25 protein-coding genes are annotated in these 23,456 nt (G+C 69.7%); 10 read left to right on the top strand and 15 right to left on the bottom strand.

The features are described 5' to 3' along the window. Positions 1-2 precede the first annotated feature (2 nt). The 3 genes from ACEYYH_RS09655 to ACEYYH_RS09645 all read right to left on the bottom strand — a co-directional run bounded on the left by ACEYYH_RS09655 (position 3) and on the right by ACEYYH_RS09645 (position 3,203). A complete protein-coding gene (locus ACEYYH_RS09655; RefSeq protein WP_374977961.1) occupies positions 3-839 on the bottom strand; it encodes a carbohydrate kinase family protein in 837 nt (278 codons plus the stop codon). Continuing rightward, positions 839-1,759: a pseudouridine-5'-phosphate glycosidase gene (locus ACEYYH_RS09650; protein WP_374977960.1), complete on the bottom strand. Its 921-nt coding sequence runs from the start codon at positions 1,757-1,759 to the stop codon at positions 839-841. Before ACEYYH_RS09650 ends, ACEYYH_RS09655 begins: the two co-directional genes overlap by 1 nt. Before the next feature lie 103 nt (positions 1,760-1,862). Further along, complete coding sequence (locus ACEYYH_RS09645; protein ID WP_374977959.1) at positions 1,863-3,203, bottom strand: nitrate/nitrite transporter; 1,341 nt, start codon at positions 3,201-3,203, stop codon at positions 1,863-1,865. Positions 3,204-3,338: 135 nt separating this feature from the next. Here ACEYYH_RS09645 and ACEYYH_RS09640 point away from each other — a divergent pair, with 135 nt between their 5' ends. Both ACEYYH_RS09640 and ACEYYH_RS09635 read left to right on the top strand, forming a co-directional pair. Then, a complete protein-coding gene (locus tag ACEYYH_RS09640; protein ID WP_374977958.1) occupies positions 3,339-4,109 on the top strand; it encodes a hypothetical protein in 771 nt (256 codons plus the stop codon). A 63-nt stretch (positions 4,110-4,172) separates the two neighbouring features. Further along, positions 4,173-4,436: a DUF6458 family protein gene (locus ACEYYH_RS09635; protein ID WP_374977957.1), complete on the top strand. Its 264-nt coding sequence runs from the start codon at positions 4,173-4,175 to the stop codon at positions 4,434-4,436. 43 nt (positions 4,437-4,479) lie between these two features. Here the strand turns inward: ACEYYH_RS09635 and ACEYYH_RS09630 are convergent, their stop codons facing one another. Beyond that, the gene (locus tag ACEYYH_RS09630) at positions 4,480-5,172 is read right to left on the bottom strand and encodes a GNAT family N-acetyltransferase (protein WP_374977956.1); all 693 of its coding nucleotides are present in this window, start codon (positions 5,170-5,172) and stop codon (positions 4,480-4,482) included. An 85-nt stretch (positions 5,173-5,257) separates the two neighbouring features. Here ACEYYH_RS09630 and ACEYYH_RS09625 point away from each other — a divergent pair, with 85 nt between their 5' ends. Further along, on the top strand, positions 5,258-5,824 hold the full coding sequence (locus ACEYYH_RS09625) for a TetR/AcrR family transcriptional regulator (RefSeq protein WP_374977955.1): 567 nt from the start codon (positions 5,258-5,260) through the stop codon (positions 5,822-5,824). A gap of 22 nt (positions 5,825-5,846) precedes the next feature. Here the strand turns inward: ACEYYH_RS09625 and ACEYYH_RS09620 are convergent, their stop codons facing one another. Together ACEYYH_RS09620 and ACEYYH_RS09615 are read right to left on the bottom strand one after the other, a co-directional pair. Next, positions 5,847-6,713, bottom strand: coding sequence for a GyrI-like domain-containing protein (locus ACEYYH_RS09620; RefSeq protein WP_374977954.1), 867 nt, complete (start codon positions 6,711-6,713; stop codon positions 5,847-5,849). An 85-nt stretch (positions 6,714-6,798) separates the two neighbouring features. After that, positions 6,799-8,163 (bottom strand): DUF222 domain-containing protein, encoded by a 1,365-nt coding sequence (locus ACEYYH_RS09615; RefSeq protein WP_374977953.1) that lies wholly within the window; start codon positions 8,161-8,163, stop codon positions 6,799-6,801. Between the two features lie 336 nt (positions 8,164-8,499). Here ACEYYH_RS09615 and ACEYYH_RS09610 point away from each other — a divergent pair, with 336 nt between their 5' ends. Next, positions 8,500-8,733: a hypothetical protein gene (locus ACEYYH_RS09610; protein WP_374977952.1), complete on the top strand. Its 234-nt coding sequence runs from the start codon at positions 8,500-8,502 to the stop codon at positions 8,731-8,733. A gap of 303 nt (positions 8,734-9,036) precedes the next feature. Here the strand turns inward: ACEYYH_RS09610 and ACEYYH_RS09605 are convergent, their stop codons facing one another. Beyond that, entirely contained in the window at positions 9,037-9,486 is a 450-nt protein-coding gene (locus ACEYYH_RS09605) for a pyridoxamine 5'-phosphate oxidase family protein (protein ID WP_374977951.1), read from the bottom strand. 88 nt (positions 9,487-9,574) lie between these two features. Here ACEYYH_RS09605 and ACEYYH_RS09600 point away from each other — a divergent pair, with 88 nt between their 5' ends. Then, positions 9,575-10,495: an AEC family transporter gene (locus ACEYYH_RS09600; protein ID WP_374977950.1), complete on the top strand. Its 921-nt coding sequence runs from the start codon at positions 9,575-9,577 to the stop codon at positions 10,493-10,495. Positions 10,496-10,509: 14 nt separating this feature from the next. Here the strand turns inward: ACEYYH_RS09600 and ACEYYH_RS09595 are convergent, their stop codons facing one another. The 3 genes from ACEYYH_RS09595 to ACEYYH_RS09585 are packed head-to-tail and all read right to left on the bottom strand — an operon-like array spanning position 10,510 to position 12,094. Further along, positions 10,510-10,782: a DUF6510 family protein gene (locus ACEYYH_RS09595; RefSeq protein ID WP_374977949.1), complete on the bottom strand. Its 273-nt coding sequence runs from the start codon at positions 10,780-10,782 to the stop codon at positions 10,510-10,512. Further along, positions 10,779-11,504 (bottom strand): ferredoxin reductase, encoded by a 726-nt coding sequence (locus tag ACEYYH_RS09590; RefSeq protein WP_374977948.1) that lies wholly within the window; start codon positions 11,502-11,504, stop codon positions 10,779-10,781. The genes ACEYYH_RS09595 and ACEYYH_RS09590 overlap by 4 nt, the downstream gene beginning before the upstream one ends. Next, positions 11,501-12,094, bottom strand: coding sequence for a sulfite oxidase-like oxidoreductase (locus ACEYYH_RS09585; RefSeq protein WP_374977947.1), 594 nt, complete (start codon positions 12,092-12,094; stop codon positions 11,501-11,503). The genes ACEYYH_RS09590 and ACEYYH_RS09585 overlap by 4 nt, the downstream gene beginning before the upstream one ends. 187 nt (positions 12,095-12,281) lie before the next feature. On the opposite strand from ACEYYH_RS09585, the gene ACEYYH_RS09580 reads away from it, so the two are divergent. After that, positions 12,282-12,839: an HdeD family acid-resistance protein gene (locus tag ACEYYH_RS09580; protein WP_374977946.1), complete on the top strand. Its 558-nt coding sequence runs from the start codon at positions 12,282-12,284 to the stop codon at positions 12,837-12,839. 68 nt (positions 12,840-12,907) lie between these two features. On the opposite strand, the gene ACEYYH_RS09575 is transcribed toward ACEYYH_RS09580, so the two are convergent. Together ACEYYH_RS09575 and ACEYYH_RS09570 are read right to left on the bottom strand one after the other, a co-directional pair. Then, positions 12,908-14,887, bottom strand: coding sequence for a S9 family peptidase (locus ACEYYH_RS09575; protein ID WP_374977945.1), 1,980 nt, complete (start codon positions 14,885-14,887; stop codon positions 12,908-12,910). 4 nt (positions 14,888-14,891) lie between these two features. Further along, positions 14,892-15,665: an SDR family oxidoreductase gene (locus ACEYYH_RS09570; RefSeq protein ID WP_374977944.1), complete on the bottom strand. Its 774-nt coding sequence runs from the start codon at positions 15,663-15,665 to the stop codon at positions 14,892-14,894. Positions 15,666-15,707: 42 nt separating this feature from the next. Between ACEYYH_RS09570 and ACEYYH_RS09565 the strand changes: the two genes are divergently transcribed. From ACEYYH_RS09565 to ACEYYH_RS09550, 4 genes are all read left to right on the top strand, one after another. Beyond that, positions 15,708-16,202 carry an NfeD family protein gene (locus ACEYYH_RS09565; protein WP_374977943.1) on the top strand — a complete coding sequence of 165 codons (495 nt, stop codon included), beginning with the start codon at positions 15,708-15,710 and terminating at the stop codon, positions 16,200-16,202. Beyond that, on the top strand, positions 16,199-17,230 hold the full coding sequence (locus ACEYYH_RS09560) for an SPFH domain-containing protein (protein ID WP_374977942.1): 1,032 nt from the start codon (positions 16,199-16,201) through the stop codon (positions 17,228-17,230). The genes ACEYYH_RS09565 and ACEYYH_RS09560 overlap by 4 nt, the downstream gene beginning before the upstream one ends. Continuing rightward, positions 17,227-18,015 (top strand): glycerophosphodiester phosphodiesterase family protein, encoded by a 789-nt coding sequence (locus ACEYYH_RS09555; protein WP_374977941.1) that lies wholly within the window; start codon positions 17,227-17,229, stop codon positions 18,013-18,015. The genes ACEYYH_RS09560 and ACEYYH_RS09555 overlap by 4 nt, the downstream gene beginning before the upstream one ends. A gap of 126 nt (positions 18,016-18,141) precedes the next feature. Beyond that, positions 18,142-18,525, top strand: a complete 384-nt coding sequence (locus ACEYYH_RS09550) for an RNA polymerase-binding protein RbpA (protein WP_374977940.1) — start codon at positions 18,142-18,144, stop codon at positions 18,523-18,525. A gap of 24 nt (positions 18,526-18,549) precedes the next feature. Here ACEYYH_RS09550 and lnt read toward each other — a convergent pair whose 3' ends face one another. From lnt to tatC, 3 genes are read right to left on the bottom strand one after another with little or no spacing between them, the layout of a single operon-like run. Next, a complete protein-coding gene (lnt, locus tag ACEYYH_RS09545) occupies positions 18,550-20,106 on the bottom strand; it encodes an apolipoprotein N-acyltransferase (RefSeq protein ID WP_374977939.1) in 1,557 nt (518 codons plus the stop codon). Positions 20,107-20,156: 50 nt separating this feature from the next. Continuing rightward, positions 20,157-22,679, bottom strand: coding sequence for a DEAD/DEAH box helicase (locus tag ACEYYH_RS09540; protein ID WP_374977938.1), 2,523 nt, complete (start codon positions 22,677-22,679; stop codon positions 20,157-20,159). Continuing rightward, positions 22,676-23,443 (bottom strand): twin-arginine translocase subunit TatC, encoded by a 768-nt coding sequence (gene tatC / locus ACEYYH_RS09535; RefSeq protein ID WP_374978198.1) that lies wholly within the window; start codon positions 23,441-23,443, stop codon positions 22,676-22,678. The genes ACEYYH_RS09540 and tatC overlap by 4 nt, the downstream gene beginning before the upstream one ends. Between the last annotated feature and the right edge of the window lie 13 nt (positions 23,444-23,456).

Genomic DNA, 23,456 nt, shown 5'->3' with positions numbered 1-23,456 from the left:
CGTCACAGAGCGCCCGGGCGGCGCAGCGCACTCATCGCGAGAACGCTGCCCGCCCGGGCGCTTTGACGCGCGTCGGCGCCCTCCAGCGCCGCCACGATGAATCCCGCGGCGAACGCGTCGCCCGCACCGGTCGAGTCGAGCACGTCGTCCACCTTCTCGACCGGCACCTCGCTCGTCCGGCCGTCCGCGGTGACCAGCACGGGTTCGGCGCCGCGCTTGACCACGTACACCGCGAAGGGTCCGACGCCGAGCGCGGCCGCCGTCCGCGCCTCGTCCTCGTTGGCGAACACGACGTGCGGCCTCAGCTCGGCGAGCACGCGTCGCAGCCCTTCACCGCCGAGCGCGCGCATCGTCGCCACGCTCGACAGGTCGAGACTCACCCGGGCGCCCTGCGCAGCGGCCCGGGTCGCAGCATCCGTCACCGCCTGCGCGGAGCGCGCCGACGCGAAGCCGTACAGCGGCGCGTGCACCCAGTCGGCGCCGGCGAGCCACGCCGGATCGATGTCGTCGAGCTCGGCTGCCGCGCCCCGATCGGTGATCATGGTGCGCTCGCCCACGGCGTCGACGAGCACCACGATCGAGCCGGTGCGGCCGCGCCGCTGCACCTTCGCGTCGACGCCGGCGGCCTCGAGCTCTCCGACGAGCGCGCGGGCGAGGGTGTCGTCGCCGACACGGCCGATGAAGCGGGACGGATGCTGCGCCGCCGCCGCTACCGCCACGTTCGCGGCGCTTCCGCCCCGCGTGAGGCGCACCTCCGCAGGGTTGTCGGTGCCACGCTCCAGCGCCGCGCCGCGGAGGACGATGAGGTCGGCCACGAGGTCGCCGATCACGACGAGCATCAGGCGTCGCCGGCGAGAGCCTGGGCGATGCGCGCGCCGAGGTCGACGTTGCCGCGGTACACGGCGACGTTCACGTCGAGACTGCGTCCGCCCGTCTCGCGCTGGAAGAAGTCGAGCAGGAACGGCGTCGTGTCGTGCCCCGAGACTCCCGCGGCGTCGGCCGCAGCGAGCGCCCGCGCGAGCACGTCATCGTGCAGTGCAGGGTCGAGCTGGCGATCCGCGGCCACGGGATTCGCGACGAGCAGCGTCGACGAGATCCCCAGGGCATCGCGGGTGCGGGCGATCGCGGCGATCTCCGCGGGGGAGTCCACCGAGTACTCGACGTCGTGGCCGGAGTCGCCGACGTAGAACCCGGGGTAGTCGGTGGTGCGGTAGCCGACCACGGTGAGGTTCAAGGTCTCGAGGCGCTCGAGGGTCAGCGCGATGTCGAGGATCGACTTGACGCCCGCGCTCACCACCACGAGCGGGAGTCCGGCGAGGGTCGGCAGATCGGCGGACTCGTCGAAGGTCTGCGCGGCACCTCGATGCACACCGCCGAGTCCACCGGTGGAGAAGACCCGCACGCCCGCTCGCGCCGCGAGGTGCGCCGTGGCCGCGACGGTGGTGCCCGCGCTGAGCCGTTTGACCACCGCGACGGGCACGTCGCGCACGCTCGCCTTCACGACGCCGTCCGTCGTCGAGAGGCGCTCGATCTCGTCGGGCGACAGGCCCACGACGGGTCGGCCCCCCACGATGCCGATCGTCGCGGGCACGACTCCCAGCGCGCGCACGCGGGCCTCCGCTTCGAGCGCGACCGCGACGTTCCGCGGTCGGGGCAGGCCGTGCGTGAAGATCGTGGACTCCAGCGCGAGCACGGGATCGCCCGCGGCGATGGCTTCGCGCACCTCCGGGGCGATGACGAGGGGATCGGACACGGGCATCCTTTCGATCCGAGCACCTCATCCGGCCCGGATAGGGACACAGTATCGAGCGGATGCTGCCGCCCCGCCCGACGCGCGGGCTCGAGCCGTGCGCTGCCGGCGCTCAGCGGCGCGGGCGACGCGGCGCCCTGGGCGGGTCCATCCCCAGGCGGATGCGCGTGCGTTTGCGCTCGATGACGATGAACGCGCTGCCGAGCGCCCACAGCGGCACCTGCATGAGGAACGCCAGGCGGAACGCGTCGAGGTTGTACGTCGCGGGCGTGCCGGCGCCCTGCAGGTCGAGCGCCAGGCCGATGAGCAGGATCGCGACCAGCGCCGCGAGGAACCCGCCGGCGTTCGTCACCCCCGTCGCGGTGCTGAGGCGGTGCGAGGGGTTGTGCGTGCGGGCGTGGTCGAAGGCGATCATCGACGCGGGTCCGCCGGTCGCGAGGGCGACGGCGAGCGCGATCAGCAGCCACAGGGGTGCGGGGCCGGGGTAGGCGATCACGGCGAGCCACGCGACCGCCTGCACGGCGACGGTCGGCAGCACGAGCGCCCGTGACCGCAGGTGCGGATTGCGCCGCGACAGCTCACCCATGATCGGGCCGAGCGCCATGCCCACGACGACGTACAGCGACATGACAGACGCGGCTCCGGCCGTGCTGAGGCCCTCTCCGGCGGTGAGGAACGGCATGCCCCACAGCAGCACGAACGCGGTTCCCGCGAACGGCGTCGTGAAGTGCGACCAGAACGCGAGCCGCGTCCCTGGATGCGCCCACGCCGCGCGGATGCCGACGCCGGTGTCGACCGAAGAGGTCACGACGCGGATCGCGCCGGTGTCGGTGTCGACCGACACGTCCTCGTCGCGGTCTGCCGGGTGGTTGCGGATCAAGAGGAACACGAGGATGGCGAACAGCACGCCGAGTCCGGCGATGCTGCCGAAGGTGATCGACCAGGACGTGGCGTGCAGCAGCGCCGCGAGGGGGATCAGGGCGACGAGCTGGCCGGCCTGTCCGACGATCCCGGTGAGCTGCACCATGATCGGACCGCGCTGCGCGGGGAACCACGTCGCGATGAGTCGCAGCACGCCCGGGAAGATCGCCGCGTCGCCGGCGCCGAGCAGCATGCGGGCGAGGATCGCGACGCCGACGCTGGGGGAGACCGCCATGGTGAGCTGCCCCACCGCCATCAGCAGCATCCCGACCGTCATGATCGGCCGTGCACCGTAACGGTCGAGCAGCACGCCGATCGGGATCTGCATGCCGCCGTACACCGCGAGCTGCACCACCGCGAAGAGCGACAGCGTGGCAGCGTCGGCGTCGAACCGTGCCGCCGCGTCGACGCCCACCGCACTCAACGACGAGCGGTTCGTGATCGCGAGGACGTATCCGGCGACGCCCACCGTCCAGATCACCCAGGCGTATGCTCCCGGCCCCGTCGCGCGGGGGCGGGACAGGCTGGGCACCATTCCACAGTAGTCACCGCGACGGATGCCTCGGCCTGCGGCATCCTCTCCTCCACACAATGGAGCCGCCGCGAGCTGCTCACATGTTGACGCGAGCGGTCTTCGCGCATCCGTGCGACACAGCAGACTCGCGGGATGCACCAGGTGATCGGATCCATCTCAGCCCGTTCCAGCGAGGGCCTGCAGTTCGCTCCCGCAGATCCCGACATGCGCGTCGCCACCCTGGCGCACCTGCTGAGTCTGCTCGACCAGCTGCCGGACTTCGACGGCGCCCGCTCCGCCGACGAGGCCGCGCTGTTCGACGCCGACGACGTCGTGAGTCATGGCGAGGCTTTCATCCTCATCGTCCCGTTGATCGAAGCCTGCCTCGAAAGCGTCGACCTCGCACCGGCTCTCGCTGCACAGCTGGCGTTCCTCTCGATGTTCCCGTCGGTTCCCGAGACGATCGCCATGCAGGTGGGTTTCGGCAGGAGCATCGGAGAGGAACAGATCCGCGACATCGCCCGGTTGTTCTCTCGGGCAGCGCGTCGCGGCGTGACCGTCGACGACTATGTGGCCGAACTCGACGTCGCAGGCGAACTGCCGCGCGGCAAGCTCGTCCGGCTCTTCCATGGTGAGACGCGACGGATCCCGGATCCGGACCGAATGACCCGGGGTGTCGCACTGCTGCGAAGTGTTCTCGCGCTCGTGCCCGACACTGCGCGGCCGCCGTTGCTGTGCGCCATCGCCTGGTTGCAGTGGGCACGCGGCAAGCGCGCGGTCGCGATGGCATACGTGGCCGAGGCACAGAGGATCGACGCGACACACATCCTCGCCTACGGCCTCAGCTGGCTCATCACCACGAAGACACCGCGATGGACCATGTCAAGCCCCTCCCGCGACGATGGCCAGACCGGCAACGTATGAGCGGGACGGCATGTCCCACGACAGGGGAGGGCCCATCGCCGTGCCCCGGAAAGGACACCTCGCATGAGTATCGGAGCAGGCATCGCCCTCTTCGCCATCGGAGCGATCCTCGCGTTCGCGGTGAACGTGGAGGTCGAGTGGGTGAATCTTGACATGATCGGCTACATCCTGATGGGTGCCGGAGCCCTCATCTTCCTGGTCGGGATCGTTCTGCTGGCGCGCCGCCGCCGGTCGGAGTCCGTCACGCGGACCGCGGTCGACCCGAACGTCAACGAGCAGGTCACGCGCCGGAGCTCGAGCTCGACGGACGACGCCGCCGGACTCTGAAGGACCCTGCGACCGCGGGAGCTGCGGCTCTCGCGGTCGTAGTTCAGTTGTCCCTGGGCGTGGAGCTGATCGTCGCGGAGAAGCCGCCGACCCCGCGCATCTCGATCGGGGCGCCGAGCGCCGTGGCATGGTCACCCCGGAGCGACTCCCAGCGGTCTCGCGACATCACGAAGCGGTTGTGCAGCACCGCAACGCCCTCGCGGGCGACATGGAACGCACCGTCGGGCTCGTAGCCCACTCGGCGTGACACGGCGTTCGACGGGCCGTTGTCGACGAAAGCGCCCGACGTCGCCTCACGGGCACCGAGACCCTCGAATGCGAGGTGCAGCGCGAGCATCCGCATGCGGGTGCCGATCCCGCGTCCCTGATGAGCGCGGCCCAGCCACGAGCCGGTGGTGACGCGGCCCAGCACCGGCCACTCGTTCGCCGTGAGCCCCTGAACGCCGGCCGGGATGCCATCGTGCAGAACGGCGAACTCGAGCGCGAACGCGTCGGGGGAGACGCGGCTGCGGATGCCCCACTGGTACGTCAGGACCCTCCGCGCGACTTCCTCCGCCGTGCCGCGCGACCACGGGTGTTCGAACGGCATGACCTCGGGATCATGGATGCCTCGACCCGCCAGTTCCGCCAGATGCACCAGCACTTCGTCGTCGATCCAGCGCAGTTCGAGGTCGCCCGCCTTCACCGACACAGCGGAGGCGGGCCAGAGGCGGGCGAGCGCGTCGGTGTGCGGCATCCCGGAAGTCTGCCAGACGCGGCGATCGCGGGGTAGAGTGACCGCGCGCCCACTTTCAATGGGCGACTGCCCATTTGGAGGATCGATGCCTACCGGACGCGCACTCGACGATGCCCGCGGGCTCTTGCTGGAGGCGGGCCGTCGCATTCTCGCCGAGGACGGGGCGCGCGCGCTGACGAGCCGGTCGGTGACCGAGGCGTCCGGTGTCGCGAAAGGCGTCCTGCATCGCCACTTCGAGGACTTCGATGCCTACATCGCGGCGCTCGTTGTGGGTGAGGTCGTCCGCATCCGTGAGATCGAGCCGCGCGCGGCGGATTCCGCGTCGGCGGCAGTCGCGGACGTGATCGAGCAGGTGTTCACCCCGACGATGCTCGGGCTCGTGAGCCTGGCGATCGGCCGCGACGGCGTGCGACGCAGAGTGAGCGACGGCTCTTGTGGCATTCCGCTGCTCGGCGATGCGACGACGGCGGTCGCCGACGTCTTGGCCGCCGGGGGTGAGGTGGGGTGGATCCGGAGGGACGCCGATGTCCCGGTTCTGGCATTGGCCCTCACCGGAAGTGCTTATCTGCTGTCTGCCGGCGGGGCGGGCGCCCTTCCGGATCAGGACACGGTGGAGGAGTTCGTCCAGTCGATCCTCGCGGCGTCCCTCTGACCCGTGGGGAGCGGCATTTCTGTCATTCGCGTTCCACTGGCAGCCACAGCTCACAGGTCGCGGTGCTGAAGTCCTCAGCGCGGTCGAGCACCGCCACGATCGACGGTCCCGGCCGCAGCCGCCAGGGGTTCGACGGGAACCAGTCGCTCGCCGTCGCCGCCCAGGTCGACTGGAGCGCGGCGGGGTAGGGACCTTGCGTGCGGAACACCGCCCACGTGCCGGCCGGAACCGCGATCACGTCAAGATCGTCGGGAACTGACGCGTCCTCACCGACTGCGACGCCGTGGAGATAGGTCAGCTCGCTGCCCTCCGTGTAGTCGGGGTCGACGTCGGCGCTCACCTGAAGGAGTCCGGCCGGCTCGATGCTGCTCAGCTCCTTCAGCCTTTCGTGCTCGCTCACGGGCAGTGCGGCGATATGCGCCTGGATGTGCGGATTGACGCCCTCGTGGATGAGGGGCACTCTCGCGGCGTGGCCGGCGAGCTGGAATGCCGGTCGGTCGGTGATGCGGGTGTCCAAGGGTGTGTTCCCTTCTACGGTCAGGCGGAACCTGAGCTGTGGTTGCGAGCGAAGGGGACCACCATCGCGGCGCACGTCAGCAGGACTGACGCCGTGCACCGTCCGGAACGCACGACTGAAAGCCTCCGTCGAGCCGTAGCCATGACGCACGGCGATCTCGAGCAGCACTCCGTCCCCGAGCAGGTCGGCGGCGGCAACCGTCATCCGGCGACGTCGGACGTACTCGGACAACGGCATACCCGCGAGCGACGAGAACATCCGACGCACGTGATATTCGGTCGTGCCCACGTTTACCGCGACAGAGGCAAGGTCGACGTCGTCCGACAGGTCGAGCTCGACGAGCTCGATGACCCGGTTGAGAATCGCGATCACGGTTCCTCCTTCGACATCGAGTCTCGTCGGCCGCGAACGCGCGCACCCGACTATCGCGGTTCGAATCGATCGTGCCGTACGAATGTCAGAAGGGCGGGTCCTCCGGTGGTTCCGCAATCTGGTCGAGAAGCGCACGAACCCGTTCGCGCAGACCCGCGAATGGGTCCGTCGTGCGATGCCCACTCGGGAACTCAACCTCGATACTCCCGTCCTCTCGCCTCTGATATCGGAGCAGCGTGGTGTCTTTGACGGCGTGGTCGGGGTCGCACAGGGGATCGAGGTTCGCGATGTCGGTTTGGCCGCGTCCGGGGCCGTGATAAGCGCAGTGGTGATCGATGTCACCATCGATCGCGAGGCGGTCGCAGCCGTCTCGCGCGCAGGTGCCGTGCACCAAGACCAGCCACTCGCGTTGCGCGCGAGTGGCTTTGCGGGCTCGCCGCTCCATGTCCAGGATGACGCCGGTGACAGGGTCGGTGATCACCCTCGTGAATGCGCCGGCATCCAGCAGCATTTGCCGGGCCGTGGCATCGTCGATCGGCCCGACGCCGGGAATCAGGCAGTCGCTGTTCAGATCCAGGCCAGCCATCGGCGTGCCCGCACGCGCGTCCCGCACGCTCGCCCGCGCCTCAGGGGCGAGCCGGTCGAGCGGAACGGTCACCAGCACCTTCGCCTTCACCCGGTTGACGTCGCGGCCGCGCAGCACGTCGGCGAACAGGTCGGCACGGATCTGGCCTGTCGTGCGACCGTCGCGCTGCTCCGCGGTCATCTGCTTCGCCGTGAGCGAGAGTTCACGATCGAACGCGTGTGCGCGATCTGTCGTGACCATCGCGTACACCCATGACATGCCATCGGCGACGTCCTCGACGTACACCGTGCGACGAGCGAAGGCAGCGGCATGCCTCTGGGTTCGCGTGGACGCGGTCAGTCGGTCGGCGACCAGGCGAGCCTGGCGGCGAGTGCCTGCGACGGTGGACGCCCGTGCGACATCGCGCATCAGCTCATCAAAGCCGCCGATGACATCGGGAACACCTCCGAAGAGGGGCAACTGGGCAAGCACGGCTTTCACGTGTGCGATCGATATGAGCCCATCGCGCGCCGCCTGCCACACGTGGGGGAGTTCGGCGCGCGCCTGCTGTGCCACCGCCGCAGACGACCGCACTTCACCCTCGGTCAGCCGCAGCCGCGAAGACGCCTCCAGAACCGCACACCGCTCTGCGAGCGCCGCATCCCCACCGAGAGGTGGTCCTTGTCGGGCCAGGCGCGGATCGAAGTCCACGTTCACATAGAGCTCGGCGTGGGCGCGCGCAAAGTCAAGCACGTCAGCGAGATACTCGCCCTGCCGGGCCGCGCGGCGATTCATCTCGAACTGCGCTGACTCGGCATCCCAGAACATCTCTCTGAGAACGAACTCGTCACCGACGCGTTCGAGGGTAGGCGAGACGGGTTCCATGGATCCATGGTAGTAGATTTCTTCGATTATTAGCAAGTGAATCATCGACTATTTCCGAACGCACTATCCACATTGATCCCGGATTCGGATCCCAGGCGAGCCGATTCTCATCGCCGACCCCGTGCACTCAGGTCGGGAACTCCGGCCATGAACCACGGGCACCAGGTGGACGTCTTGCTATGGTCGATGGTCACATCGTGAGCACGTAACCGCGTCCAGGAAGGCGGCTGTGGATGCCGGAGCCGATTGCGACAAGGCGAGCGAGGCGCAGGCTGCTGTCTTGGATTCCCATCTCGAGACCGCCCGGCCAGTGCCGATCAGGAGGCGTCCGACGGCATGTCGGTGTTCACCGAATCTGGAGTGGACTACCTCACCCGGGAGGGCACGCTTCGCATGCGCGTGGGGTCGGGATCGCTTCCCAGTTCGGAGCTAGGACTCGACGCCAATGGGGCGCGGAGCTTCGAACCGATCGTTCCCATTGAGGCCGTCGCGATCGCACCCGATGGCTCGTTTCACATCGACCTGGTCCGATCCTCGGCCGTCCACAGCGACCGCACGCTGCGGGAGTAGTCACCGATGAGTGGGCTCGTTCGGCGCCACATAAGGGAGGTCGAGGGGAGAGGCCGATTCGCATCAGACGCGAAGATGTCGTGTTCGAGCTGACATAATGTGCATTATCGGCGCGAAGCCGAACCACCTGATCGAGCCCCTTCTGTGGGCCGCTCTCCGGAAGGGGCGCCTGGAAGGGGTCCCCCAGAGAAGTCCGAATTCACACGTCGGCCGGCGCCCGCATCCTCCGACACGACGCGATCCGACGAAGATCCGACGAAGTCAACCGGATGACTTTCCCTGCTCGTGTGACACCGCTGTCGTTCAGACGATCCAGTCGCCGTCCCGCATGAGCACCCGGCCGGCCAGCTCGTTCGATTCGCGCCACGCCTGGATCCGCGTCGGCCGCAGCACCAAGAACACATACCCGGCAAGCCCGCGCGGGTCCCAGTCGGCCTGTGCCGCGTACGCCTCGCCGAGCGGCGCGTCGTCGTCCACGCCCGCAGACCGCTCGAGCACGACATCGATCATCGCCACGTCGCGAGTCGGGCCGACAGCGAGGCGCGCGACCCCGGACGCGCTGATGTTGCGGGCGGTCACCGATCGGTCCTCCAACGCGATGACGATCCGGTCGCCGATCCAGGCGAGCGACAAGGGCACGAGGTGCGGCGCCGCCGCCGGCGAGGCGGTCGCCACCCACACGTCGGCCGCCGGAGACGTCAGCGCCGAGTGCAGATCCGCCTTGCGGGTTGCGCGGTCACGGGGTTCAGGCATCCGCTACTCCTTTGGTTGGGCGCGTGCCAGTCTGTCACCCGACGCCGCGCGATTCGCTCCCCAGAGAACGATTTCCTAGGCTCGAGGCATGCTGGAGTCGCTCACCGGGTTCGTCGTGGTGGGCGTGGCGATCCTCGTGGGCTGGATCCTCGGGCGCATCGACCTCCTCGGCGAGCACGCGCGGCCCGTGCTCGCACGCCTCACGTTCTTCGTGCTCTCGCCGTTCCTGCTGTTCGTCGTCCTGGCGCAGGCCGACGTCCAGACCCTCTTCTCGGCGCTGTTGCCGGTGTCGGCCATCGCCGCGGTGGCGGTGATCCTCGTCTACGCGCTGGTCGCACGCCTCATCTGGAGGCGCTCCGCCGGCGAGACCGTGATCGGCGCCCTCAGCGCGGGTCAGGTCAACTCGAACAACATCGGCATCCCGCTGTCGCTGTATCTGCTCGGCAGCGCGGCGTATCCCGCGCCGGTGATTCTCATGCAGCTGCTGGTGTTCACCCCCATCACGATGGCGATCCTGGATGCTGTCACCACCGCCCGCGCATCGCTCTGGCGCGCCGTGGCCCGGGTCGCGACCAACCCGATCGTGGTCGGCTCGGTGCTCGGCACGCTCGTCTCGGTGCTGGGAATCGAACTCCCGCCCATCGTGATGGAGCCGGCGATGCTCATCGCGAACGCGTGCGTGCCGATCCTCCTGATCGCGTACGGCATCTCCCTGCACGGGCAGCGCGTCCTGGGCGCGTCGGGTCGCCGGCGCGACATCGTCCTCGCCACGACGCTGAAGCTCGTCGCCATGCCAGTGATCGCCTGGGCGGTCGCCGAGTTCGTGTTCGGCCTCTCGGCGCACGACGTGCTCATCGTCACTGTGCTCGCCGCCCTGCCCACGGCTCAGAACGTCTTCAACTACTCGCAGCGCTACGACGTCGGCGAGACGATCTCCCGCGACACCGTGTTCCTCACGACGATCGGCTGCGTCCCCGTGCTGATCCTCGTCACGCTGCTGCTGGGCTGACGCGGGTCACGCGGTCATGGCCGCACGATCTCGTGCAGCATGCCCAGCACGAGCCGCACCTGCTCCCCCTCGCGCAGCACCGTGAACAGCGTATGGGTGCAGGAACGGCAGCGGACGATCGCCGCGGTCTCGTCGAGTTCGACGACCGCCTCGGCGACGGGCGAAGCGTCGCCGCATCCGCCGCACACGCCGACCAGCGCGGTGACGTCCGCGCCGAACACGTCCCACAGCATCCCCGCTGCCGCATTGCCGTCGACGACGCTCGCGGCGTTCTCAGCACGCATCATGCACCTCCGAACCGTTCGGTCCTGATCCGGGCAGGCTCATGCCCCAACCCGACGAGCGCGTCGGCGACGTGTTCGACGAACCCCGTGGGTCCGCACACGTACACGATCGGCTCGTGGCCGGGCTCCCACGTGGCCGCGCGCAGCGCCTCGTCGTCGACTCGTCCGACGGATCCCGGCCAGCCGTCGGGCGCCGCGCGGGTGTACCGCCAGGTGAGCCCCACTCCCCCGCCTCCGGTCAGCTGCGCGAGCTCATCGCGATATATCGCGTCCTCCGCGGTGCGGACGGAGTAGAGCAGGCGGACGGATGCTGCCGCCCCGGCATCCGTCGCGGCCCGCACCATCGCCATCAGGGGCACGATTCCCGACCCGCCGGCGATCAGCTGCACGGGCGCCGCTCCCCCGGGCCGCCAGACGAAATAGCCGCCGAGCGGACCCTTGACCTCGAGCTCATCGCCGGGGAGCACGTCTTCGACGAGGTACGGCGAGACCTCGCCGTCAGGAATCTCGTCGATCGCGAGCTCGATGGTGTCCGCGGGGCCGTAGGAGCCGAGCGAGTACGAGCGCACCGCCTGGTAGCCGTCCTCGGCCGTCAGCCGGATGTCGACGTGCTGGCCGGCGTCGTTGCCCGGCCAGCCCGGAACCTGTAGTCGCAGGATGCGCGCCGACGGCGACGCAGGCACGGCCTCGACGACCCGCCCGGGCCGCCAGCCCCCGACGGTCACCAATACCGCTCCTCGGTCCAGGGGTCGCCGTGCATGTTGTACCCGTTCTGCTCCCAGAAGCCGGGCTCGTCGTCCTGCATGAGGGTGAGTCCGCGCACCCATTTCGCGCTCTTCCAGAAGTACAGGTGAGGAATCAGCAGGCGCGCCGGTCCACCGTGCTCGGGGTCGAGTGGTTCGCCCTCGAATTCGAAGGCGACCCACGCCTGGCCTCCGAGCAGATCCTCCATCGGCACGTTGGTCGTGTAACCGCCGTAGGAGTGGGCCATCGCGTACTCGGCGTCGGTCTCGACCGTCTCGAGCAGGGTGTCGAGCGACACGCCACGCCACGACGTCCCGAGCTTGGACCACCGCGTCACGCAGTGGATGTCGGTGTGCACGTCTTCGATGGGCAGCGCCATGAACTCGTCCCACGTCCACGACACCGCGTCGCCGCCCTCGGTGCGGATGCCGAATCGCCAGTCGTCCTGCTCGATCCGCGGCGTCGGTCCAGCCGACAGCACCGGGAAGTCCTCCGTCAGGTACTGCCCGGGCGGGAGCCGCGGATCGCTCTCGCGGCGACGCGCTCCGAACCCTCTCGACACGACGGCCATCGAAACCTCCTCTTGCACGCCGCCTGGAGGCGCGCACGTCGCGGGTACGGACACGCACACGCTAGCGCGGCACGGCCCCTCGAAGCGATGGGCATCGGGCAACACACGTTGTCGGTCGCGTGCATGTTCGATCTGGGGTCTAAGCTTTAGCCGCACCACGTACAGGGAATTCTCAGAAAGGCCCCTCATGTCCACTGCATCCGAAGCCGAGAAGTCGGCCGTCAACGGAATCCGCACGGCGCTGGGCGTCGGCGGTGTCCTCGCTGTCATCGTCGGCATCCTGATCCTGGTCTGGCCGGGCAAGACCGCCGCGGTGATCACGGCGATCATCGCGATCTACGCGATCGCCGCCGGACTCGTCTACGCCGGTCTCGGGATCTTCTCGAAGACCAAGGGCGGCTGGGCCCGCGTCGGCCACATCGCGCTCGGCATCCTGTTCATCATCGCCGGCGTGGTGGCGCTGTTCAACCTCGGCCAGACGACGGCGTGGCTCGCGCTGTTCCTCGGCATCCTCATCGGAATCATGTGGATCGTCGAAGGCATCGTGGCGCTGTCGACGCTCGGTGACGCCGCGTCGAAGGGCTGGTCGATCTTCTTCGCCATCCTGAGCATCATCGCCGGTATCGTCGTGCTGTTCGCACCGGTGTGGGGCGTCGCGATCCTCTGGTGGATCCTCGGCATCGCGCTCGTCGTGCTCGGCATCATCAACATCGTGCGCGCCTTCACCTTCAAGGGCGACCTCTGATCCGCACCTGAAGAAGAGTCGGCCCCGGGAGCGAATGCTTCCGGGGCCGACTCATGTCTGCCGTCCGATCAGCCGACGGGAAGGTGCCGGCTCCACCAGTCGAGCACCGCGTCGAAGCGCTGGACGCGGTGGCGCGGCTGACCGGCGCGCGTGAGCTCGTGGTTCTCGCCGGGGAACACCAGCAGCTCGGCCTCGGTGCCCTGGCGCTTGAGCGCCGCGTAGTAGCGCGTCGCCTGCTCGAGCGGGCAGCGGAAGTCGAGCTCGGAGTGCATCACGAGCGTCGGGGTCCTCACCTGGCCGACGACGGCCATCGGGCTCTGGCGCGCGATGTCTTCGGCCGAGACGCCGACGTACTCGTCGCCGAAGAACGAGCCGATGTCGCTCGTGCCCTGGAAGGAGAGCGGCTCGAGGAAGCCGCGCTCCACGATCGCGCCGGCGAACCGGTGGTCGTGCGCGATGACCCATGCCGTGAGGTAGCCGCCGTACGACCCGCCCTGCACGCCGACCCGGTCTGGGTCCAGGCGGGCGTCGTCTGCGATCGCGCCCTCGAGGAAGTCGATGACGTCGGCGAAGTCGACCGTGCCCATCTGCTGACGGATGCTGCGCCCATGCGCCCGCCCGTACCCCGCTGAGCCGCGCGGATTCGAGTAGACCACCGCGTAGCCCGCGTCGACGAGCACCTGCGTCTCGTCGAAGAGGTGCACGCCGTACGAGGCGAAGGGACCGCCATGGATCTGCAGGATGACCGGGAACGGGCCCTCGCCCTCCGGCGTCGCGACCCACCCGTGCACCGGGTAGCCGTCGCGGCCCGTGACCGTGAGCTCGCGAGGAAGGACGATCCCGGATGCCGCGGCCCGGGCCCCGAACGAGGTGAGGGTCCGCGCGGTACCGTCCTCGATGAGGACGAGCTCGCCGAATGAGTCGGGCCGGGACACCGAGGCCACGACGCGACCGCCGCCGGTCGCGTGGCCGCCGACCTCGACATCTCCGCCGAGGAGCTCGGTGACCGCACCGTCGCGCGCGACGCGCAGCAGCCGCACGCGACCGCGCGCGGCGTCCTGCACGACGAACCCGTCGCCGTCCGCGCGCAGGTGTCCTTCGCCGAGGTTCAGCTCGTCGGCGTCGGTGATGCGGCGGGCGCTGCCGCCCTCCACGAGCCACAGGCCGACGCCGGGGGCGATGAAGTCGACGCCGTCGCCGACCTCGTGCGCGAGGAGGGCGATCGTGCCGTCGGGAGCGGCGACCGCCTCGTAGACCGCGATGCCCGCATCGGTGCCGAGCACCTCACGCTGCCCGGAGCCGTCGACCGCCACGGCGACGATGCGGTCGCGCAGGTCTCGGCGGTCCGACTCGATCTCGTCGGGCACGGTGAGGACCTCGCGCCCGTCCGCGGTGAAGACGACCCCGCCGTGCGATGCCGTTCCCTCGGTGAGCTGGCGTGCGTCGGCGGCGACGAGCGTCTTCTTGGGCGGCGCCTCGTCGTCGGGGCGCACCGCTGCGGCCGGCTCGTAGAACGGCTCCGCGTCGACCTCGGGCACGGCGATCACGAAGACGTGGGCCGGGCGGTCGCCGATGTAGCCGAGGCCGTTCGCGTGCCAGCGCACACCGGTGATGTGCCGCGGCGCCTCGGCCGCAGCATCCAATCCCTCCACGCTGCCGTAGCGCCCCTTCTCGGGCACGCGGGCGATGAACGCGATGGTCGCGCCGTCGGGCGACCAGGCGAAGTCCTCGACACCCAGCACCGCGTCGGTCGCCTGCACCGGCTCGCCGCCGGCCGCGGCGACGACATGCACCTGCGGCTTGCCCTTGGCGTCGCCGCGCACGAATGCGATGCGGGTGTCGTCGGGTGAGAGCTTGGGTGCGCCGTCGGCGGTGCCGCGGGTGAGGCGGCGCGGCGCGGCGTCGGGGAGGTCGACGCGCCACACCTGGCCGACGCCGCGATTGGCCGTGAGATCGGGGCGCGAGGTCGCGAAGACGGCGAACGAGCCGTCGGCGGCGATCTCGGGGCGCCCGACCGAGACGAGGGTCTCGATGTCGTTCGCCTTCATCGGGTCACTCCGCGCCGAACGACGAGACGTCGCCCACCAGGCGGGTGTTGTCGGCCGGCACCGGGTCGAGCGCCGCCTGCGCGACCTCGGCGGCGAACTCCGACACGTTGTAGAGCTTGCCCGCGTCCTCGCGGCGCGCGGCGATCGCGCCCGGGTTGGCCCGCTCGAGCAGCGTGGCGGTGATCGTGCCCTCGATCATGTCGCCCGACACGACGACGAACTCGACGCCGCGCTCGGTGAGCGCGGGGATGCGCTCGCGAAGGGCGTCCTCGCCCGCGCGCTTCGACAGCGCGACCGGCTCGTACTCCGGCATCGTCGGGGTGGTGCGGATGAAGTGCGCCTGGTGGCTCGTGACGAAGACGACGCGCGAGCCCTCGCCGAGGATCGGGAGCGCGGTCTCGAGCACGTTCACCTGCGCATCGCGGTTGAGAAGGAGCGCATAGTCCTCGGCCATGCCGGACTCCATGCCGCCCGACGCGTTGAGGACGAGGATGTCGAGCGAGCCGAACGTGCGCGCGACCTCATCGAACATCGCCTGCACCGATGCGGGGTCGGTGAGGTCGGCGCCGACCACGAGCACCTGGACGCCCAGCTCGCGCAGCTCGGTGGCGAGCTTCTCGGCGCGCGGAGCCTTGTTGCGGTAGTTGATGACGACGTTCGCTCCGGCCTGCGCGAGGTAGCGGGCCGTGTCGGCGCCGATGCCGCGGGACGAGCCCGTCACGAGTGCGGTCTTGCCGCTCAGCGAGCTCTCGGGAAGCGGGTTCAGAGTCTGAGTCACGTGTAGACCCTACCTGCTAGGTTCGAGCTGAGGAGGCGCACCGTGGAGCTCATCGAGGTCGTCGAACAGTGGGCATGGATCGGCTGGCTGGTGCTGATCCTGGTGTTCCTCGTGATCGAGATGCTGACTCTCGACTTCACGTTCCTGATGCTCAGCATCGGCGGTCTCGCCGGCCTGGTGACCGACCTCCTCGGCGCGCCGATCTGGCTCCAGGTGATCATCGCCGCCGGCGTCGCCGCCGCCCTCGTGCTCCTGCTCCGGCCACCGCTGCTGAGACGCCTTCGCCGCGGCGAAGACCCGACGCCGTCGAACGTCGACGCCCTCATCGGCCTGGGCGGCACCGTCGTCTCGTCGGTCGGTGCGCACGGCGGCCAGGTCAAGCTCGCCAACGGCGACATCTGGACCGCGCGCACCGAGTCCGGCGACCTTCAGCCGGGCATGCGCGTGCGCGTCAGCCGCATCGAGGGCGCGACCGCGGTGGTGCGCTCCGACTCCCCCGAACTCCTTGCCCCCGCACCGGAGGACCCGCTCGCATGAACGACTTCACCTCGGCCATCCCGACGGCGATCGGGTGGATCCTCGCGATCGCGGTCTTCATCTTCGTGCTGGTCGTCATCTTCCGGTCCATCCGGATCATTCCTCAGGCGACCGCGGGGATCGTCGAGCGCCTCGGGCGGTATCACAAGACGCTCAGCCCCGGCCTGAACCTCCTGGTGCCCTTCATCGACCGGCTGCGGCCGCTCATGGACATGCGCGAGCAGGTCGTCTCGTTCCCGCCGCAGCCGGTGATCACCGAGGACAACCTCGTCGTGTCCATCGACACGGTCGTGTACTTCCAGGTCACCGACGCGCGCGCGGCGACGTATGAGATCGCCAATTACCTCAGCGCCGTGGAGCAGCTGACCACCACCACGCTCCGCAACGTCGTCGGCGGCCTGAACCTCGAAGAGGCGCTCACGAGCCGCGACGAGATCAACGGCCAGCTGCGCGTCGTCCTCGACGAGGCGACCGGCAAGTGGGGCCTGCGCGTCTCCCGCGTCGAGCTGAAGGCGATCGATCCGCCGCACTCGATCCAGGACTCGATGGAGAAGCAGATGCGCGCCGAGCGCGAGCGTCGCGCCACGATCCTCACCGCCGAGGGCTCGAAGCAGTCGCAGATCCTCGAGGCCGAGGGCCGCCGGCAGGCCGAGATCCTCAAGGCCGAGGGTGACAAGCAGGCGGCTGTGCTGCGGGCACAGGGCGAGGCCGAGGCGATCCAGACGGTCTTCGACGCGATCCACTCGGGCAACCCCGACGACAAGCTGCTGGCCTACCAGTACCTGCAGACCCTGCCGAAGATCGCCGACAGCGCCTCGAGCAAGCTCTGGATCATCCCCAGCGAGTTCACCGAGGCGCTCAAGGGCCTGACGGGCTCCTTCGCGGGCGTGATGGCGGATGCTGCGGCAAAGGGTCGCACGCCCGCGGCAGGCGGCATCACCACCGGCGGCGCCTCATCGAGCGGCCCGGTCACCGGCGGGCCCGCGATCGGCGGTCCGCCTCCCGCGGTCACCCCGCCCACCCCGTGACCCACCCCTGGTTCGAGGGCGCCGCGACACCCCGCGTGCTCGCACACCGCGGTCTCGTCACGCCCGACGCCGAGCGCAGCGGCATCGTCGAGAACTCCTTCGCCGCCGTCGCCGCCGCGCACTCGGCGGGTGCGCACTACGTCGAGTCGGACTGCCACCGCACCGCCGACGGCGTCGTGGTGCTGTTCCACGACGACGACCTGTCGCGCGTGACCGGCGATCCCCGCAAGATCGCCGACGTGACCGTGCGCGAGCTCGAGCACCTCATGGCCGCGCGGGGCGGCCTCATCACGCTCGCGCAGGCCCTGTCGTCGTTTCCCACCGTGAGGTTCAACCTCGACGTGAAGGCGACGGATGCCGCGTCCGCCGTCGGCACCGCGATCGCCCCGTTCGCCGACCGGGTGCTGCTGACGAGCTTCTCCGACGAACGACGGCGCGCTGCACTGATCGCTGCTCAGGTCGTGAGCGAGGCATCGGGACGCCGCATCCGTCCCGCGACATCAGGGGGTCGCAGCACCATCGCGCGCGTGCTGGCGGCGGTGGCGGCGCGCTCGGATCGCCTGGTCGCGCGGGCTCTCGCCGGCGTGGACGCGCTTCAGGTGCCGGAGCGGCAGGGCCGCCTACGGATCGTCACGCCCCGGCTCATCGCGGCCGCGCACCGGCACGGCGTCGAGGTGCACGTGTGGACCGTCAACGCCCCCGACGACATGGTCCGCCTGGTCGAGATGGGCGTCGACGGCCTCGTCACCGACCGCGCCGACGTCGCGCTCGCCGCGCTCCGCTAGCACCCGACGGTGGCCGGTCCCACCCTCCGCTGTGCATCCACTGTGAAAGGTCGATGAACAGGGCCCCTTCGGATGATCCGCTCAGGTCACTTCGTTATACCTGTACAGCGACGAGAGGACCACAAAATGGCAGACCGCAGCCTGCGCGGCATCCGACTCGGCGCCCAGAGCCTACAGAGCGAAGAGGGCGTCGTGTTCCATGAGCGCGCACAGCACATCTACTCGTGCACGTCGTGTGGACGTGACACGACTTTGACCTTCGCGGCCGACGCCGAGGTTCCGCCCGCCTGGGAGTGCCGCACGTGCGGTGCCGAGGCGCTGCTGCGGGTGGGCGACGGCACCGCGACCGTCGACCACTCCGGTGACAAGACGCCTCGCAGCCACTGGGACATGCTCCTCGAGCGCCGCAGCATCCCCGAGCTCGAAGAGCTGCTCGAGGAGCGCCTCGCGTACGTCCGCGCCCGCCGCGGCGCCGGCGAGGCCGTGACGGTGGACAAGCTCAGCGCCTGACCCGCGCTCCGCGCGACGCCGGCCCTACGGGGCCGGCGTTTTCGCGTTCCCGCGCGAGCGACGGCGCACCGCGATCCCGAGCCCGGCGAGCACGATGACGCTTCCCCACGCCACGAGCGCGTTCACCCACGGCCCGATGATGACGGCCGGTGTCAGGCCGGTCCGCAGCGGCACGTCGGTGAGCATGTGGCCCGGTTCGTCGGCCGGAAGCCCGTCGATGGTGGACCCGTCGGGCGCGATCACCTGACTCGTGCCCACCGTCGAGAGGTTGACGACGGAGCGCCCGGTCTCGATCGCACGCAATCGGGCGACGGCGAGCTGCTGCAGGTTCTCGTCGGTGCCCCGGAAGTCGGCGTTGTTGGTCTGGAAGAGGTAGATCTCCGCACCGTCGCGCGCGCCTTCCCAGATCAGTGCGTCGTAGATGACGTCGAAGCAGATCGCGAGACCGGCGATCGTGCCGTCGATGTCGAACACCGGCGGGGTGGTGCCGGGCGTGTAATCCCGGCCGATCATGCCGATCAGGTCAGGTGCGATCGACGCGTAGAACTCCCGGTCGGGCACGTACTCGCCGAACGGCACCGGGTTGCGCTTGTCGTAGGTCTGCTCGATGCCGGCGCCCTCGCGCCAGAGGAACGACATGTTGAAGTACTCGTCGCCCCGCTTGTCGATGCGGTTGGCGACGAGCGGTGCGCCCACCTGCCGCGCCACACGATCGAGGGCGGCCGCGACGACCGGCGACGCGTCGGGGTCGACGTCGACGCTCCCTTCGGGCCACAGCACCACATCGACGCCCTCCGCGCCGAACAGCGGCTTCGTGGCCTCGTACTGGGACGCGAGGATGTCTCCCGGCTCCCGCGCGTCGAAGTAGCCGGCGGGGCCGTTGCCCTGCACGCTCGCGACGCGCATCGTGCCCGAGGGCGTCGTCGCCCACGCCGGGACGAGAAGAAGGGCCGTCGCGAGGAGGACGAGCACCCCGACCGGGAGAAGCGGACGGATGCTGCTCCCCCGCGCGCGTCGCGGAGCCCGGACGAGCTCCACCGATGCGGCGACGAGCGCGACGATCAGGAACGTGAGTCCGGCGGTTCCCGTCCACGAGACCACCTCGGCGAACGGTCCGTTCACCTGTGACGTTCCGACCCGCCCCCAGGGAAAGCCGCCATACGGGAAACCGCCGATCACCGCCTCTTTCGCGGTCCACAGCCCTGCGACGAGCGCCGAGGTGAGCAGGATCCGACCCCGACGCGGCACCACCACGGGCACCCACCGGTATGCCAGCGAGATCAGCACCGCGCCGCCCGCGACGAACAGCGCCTCCAGCAGGGAGAGCGCGAGCCACGGAAGCGGCCCGACCCACTCGGCGGTGAAGTCGACGTTGAGCAGATAGAAGGCGAGACCGTAGGCGAGCCCGGTGAGGAAGGCGCTGCCGATCCTGCGCCCGATGAGCGTCACGAGCGCCAGCGCGACCGACACGAAAGCCATCGGCCACCACGCCACCGAGGGGAAGGCCAGGTCGAACAGCACTCCGGCCAGGACTGAGAGCGGAACCGCCGCCCAGAGCGGCAGGATCGGGCGAGCTGGCACGGATTCAGCCTAGGCGAGCAGAGCGGCGTTCCCTCGCCGCGTCGGCGCCGCTAGACGCCGGAGTACGCGACGATGCCGCGGCGCACAGCATCCAACGCCTTACGGGCTGTGCCCGCGATCGGCTGGTCGGCGACGATCGACAGCTGGTCGAGCAGGTCGATCGTCTGCTTCGACCAGCGCACGAAGTCGCCGGCCGCCATGTCGGCCTCGATCAGCACGCGGTCGAGCATGCCGCCGCGCGCCCACGTGTGCATCGCCTGCGCGAGGCCGGCCGCGACCCGCTCGGTGCCGGGGAGCCGGTGCGCTTGCTCGAGGTCGTCGAGCTCCTGCCAGAGCGTGAGCGTCGCCTCGAACGCCGGCCGGAACGCGCCGCGCGGCAGTCCCCGCTCACCCGGGCCGCCGTCGTCCCGCCTCGGCTCGTACACGAGCGAGCAGGCGAGCGCGGCGAGGGACGCGGCATCCAGGTCCGTCCAGATGCCGCGGCGCAGCGCCTCGGCGACGAGGAGGTCACGCTCGCCGTAGATGCGGCGCATCGTACGACCCGCGGGCGTCAGCGTCGTCGAGCCGTCGTCCTGGATCGAGACGTACTCGAGCGCGCCCAGCACATCGACGACGCGGTCGAAGATGCGGGCGACCGTGCCGGTGCGGGTCTCGATCTGCCGCCGCAGCTTGTCGACGTCGCGCTTGAGCTTCCAGTACCTCTCGGCCCACCGGGCGTGGTGCTCGCGATCGGGGCATTGGTGGCACGCGTGGCGCTGCATCTGCGTGCGCAGACTCGCGATGTGGCGCAGCCGTTCGTCGCGGGTGCGCCGCGAGGCGTTCGCGTCCTTGCGGTTCAGCTTCTCGACGTCGCTCAGCTCACGACGGATGCGCGAGTACTCGGCGAAGTCGCCGCGATCGCACGACATCGCCTTCGCGTAGCCGGCGAGCGACTCCTCCTGCTCCTTGACCTGCCGGGCGAGCCCCACGACCGCGCGGTCGGCCTGGAACTGGGCGAACGACGACTCGAGGATCTCGCGCGCCTTGGCCCGGCCGAACTGGTCGATGAGGTTGACCGCCATGTTGTACGTCGGCCGGAAGCTCGAGTTGAGCGGGTACGTGCGCCGAGAGGCGAGGGCGGCGACGGCCTGCGGGTCGAGACCCTCGGTCCACTGGATGACCGCGTGCCCCTCGACGTCGATGCCGCGCCGGCCGGCACGCCCGGTGAGCTGGGTGTACTCCCCCGACGTGATGGCGACACGGGCTTCGCCGTTGAACTTCTCGAGCTTCTCGAGCACCACGGTGCGCGCGGGCATGTTGATGCCGAGAGCGAGGGTCTCGGTGGCGAACACGACCTTGACCAGCTTGCGCTGGAACAGCTCTTCGACGACCTCTTTGAACGCCGGCAGCAGGCCGGCGTGATGCGAGGCCACACCGCGCTCGAGGTTCTCGCGCCACTCCCAGAAGCCCAGCACGGCGAGGTCCTCTTCGAGGAGGGTGCGCGTGCGCTCCTCGATCACGGCACGGATCTCGTGGCGTTCCTCCTGCGAGGTGAGCCGCACGCCCGCGCGGCGCACCTGCTGCACCGCGGCGTCGCAGCCCGCGCGACTGAAGATGAAGAAGATCGCCGGAAGCAGGTTGGCCCGCGACAGCAGCTCGACGACATCGGGGCGGTCGAGACGTTCGATCCGCTGCACGTTCGCCGACCGCACGGGTCGTTTGCCCCCGCGGTTCGGACGGCGACCGGATGCCTCGTACCCCGCCTGCCGCGCACTGTTCGACGCCTGCACCCGATGGTTGCGCTCGAAGTTCTGGCCCTTGAAGGAGCGGATGCGCATGAGCTCCTGGTTGACCTGTGCGGTCGCGATGCCGGCGCGGTCGTCGAAGAGCGGCAGCAGGTCACCGCGCACGAGCACGTGCTGCTCGAGGGGCACCGGGCGGGTCTCCGACACGATGACCTCTACCGCAGGTTCACCCCCCTTGGCGCCTCCGCCGCGCACGGTGTCGAGCCAGTCGCCGAACTCCTCGGCGTTCGAGACGGTGGCCGACAGCGAGATCAGCCGCACGCTGGGTGCGAGGTGGATGATGACCTCCTCCCACACGGCGCCGCGGAAGCGGTCGGCGAGGTAATGCACCTCGTCCATGACCACATACCGGAGGCCCCGCAGCGCCGGCGAGTCGGCGTACAGCATGTTGCGCAGCACCTCGGTCGTCATCACGACGATGCGCGCGTTGCCGTTGATGTTGGTGTCGCCGGTGAGAAGGCCCACCTCGCCCTCGCCGTAGACGTCCTGCAGCTCGCGGAACTTCTGGTTCGAGAGCGCCTTCATCGGCGTGGTGTAGAACGCCTTGTCGCCTGGTTCGCGCATCGCCAGGTGCACCGCGAACTCGCCGACGATCGTCTTGCCCGCCCCGGTGGGCGCGGCGACCAGGACGCTCCGGCCCTCCTCGAGGGCGCGGCATCCTTCGATCTGGAACGGATCGAGCGTGAACCGCTGGGAGGCGGCGAACGCGGCCGTGATCGGGTGGGTCCGATCGAGGCGTGCCGACGCTGTCGCCCGGGCGTAGCGGTCGGCGGGAGCGGACTCGCTCACGACACCTCAGGCGGCAGAAGGCCGGCCGCGCGGTCCCGTTTGGCCTTGCGACGGTCGAACAGCATCGAGAGACCGACGGCGGCGAAATAGAGCACGCACAGGATGCCCGCGAGCAGCAGCATCGACGTGACGTCGGCCGCGGGCGTCGCGGCGGCCGCGAACACGGTGATCACGATGATGGCGACACGCCAGCCCTTGAGGATGCCGCGCCCCGAGACGACGCCGGCCAGGTTCAGCGCCACCAGGAACACCGGCGTCACGAACGAGACGCCGATCACCAGAAGCAGCTTGAAGACGAAGTCGTAGTAGGTGGCGTAGTCGTAGAACTGCGCGACGCCCTGGTCGTTCGGCACGAAGTTCGCCATGAGCACGACCATGTGGGGCATGATCAGCCAGCCGACGTACAGTCCCGCGACGAACAGCGGGATCGCCGCGGCGAGGAAGCCGACGGTGTAGCTGATCTCTTTGCGCGTGAGCCCGGGCATGATGAACGCCCAGATCTGCCAGAGCCAGATGGGCGCCGAGATCAGCACGCCGATCGCGAACGCGATCCGCATGTGCAGGTCGAAACCGCTGGAGACCGTCGTGAAGTTGAGCGCGATGTACTGGTCGCCCCGCTCGGTCGCGATCTGCACGATCGGCTGCGCCAGCAGGTCGATGACCCAGCCGCTGATGATGAACGCGACGACCATGCCGACCACCAGGCCGGCCGCGGCGATGAAGAATCGCCGACGCAGCTCGCGCAGATGCCCGCCGAGGGACATGCGCTTGTCGCGC

Source organism: Microbacterium trichothecenolyticum (genome assembly GCF_041938625.1).
In the GTDB taxonomy this organism is placed as follows: domain Bacteria; phylum Actinomycetota; class Actinomycetes; order Actinomycetales; family Microbacteriaceae; genus Microbacterium; species Microbacterium trichothecenolyticum_D.
This window is presented reverse-complemented; position numbering and strand designations above follow the sequence as displayed.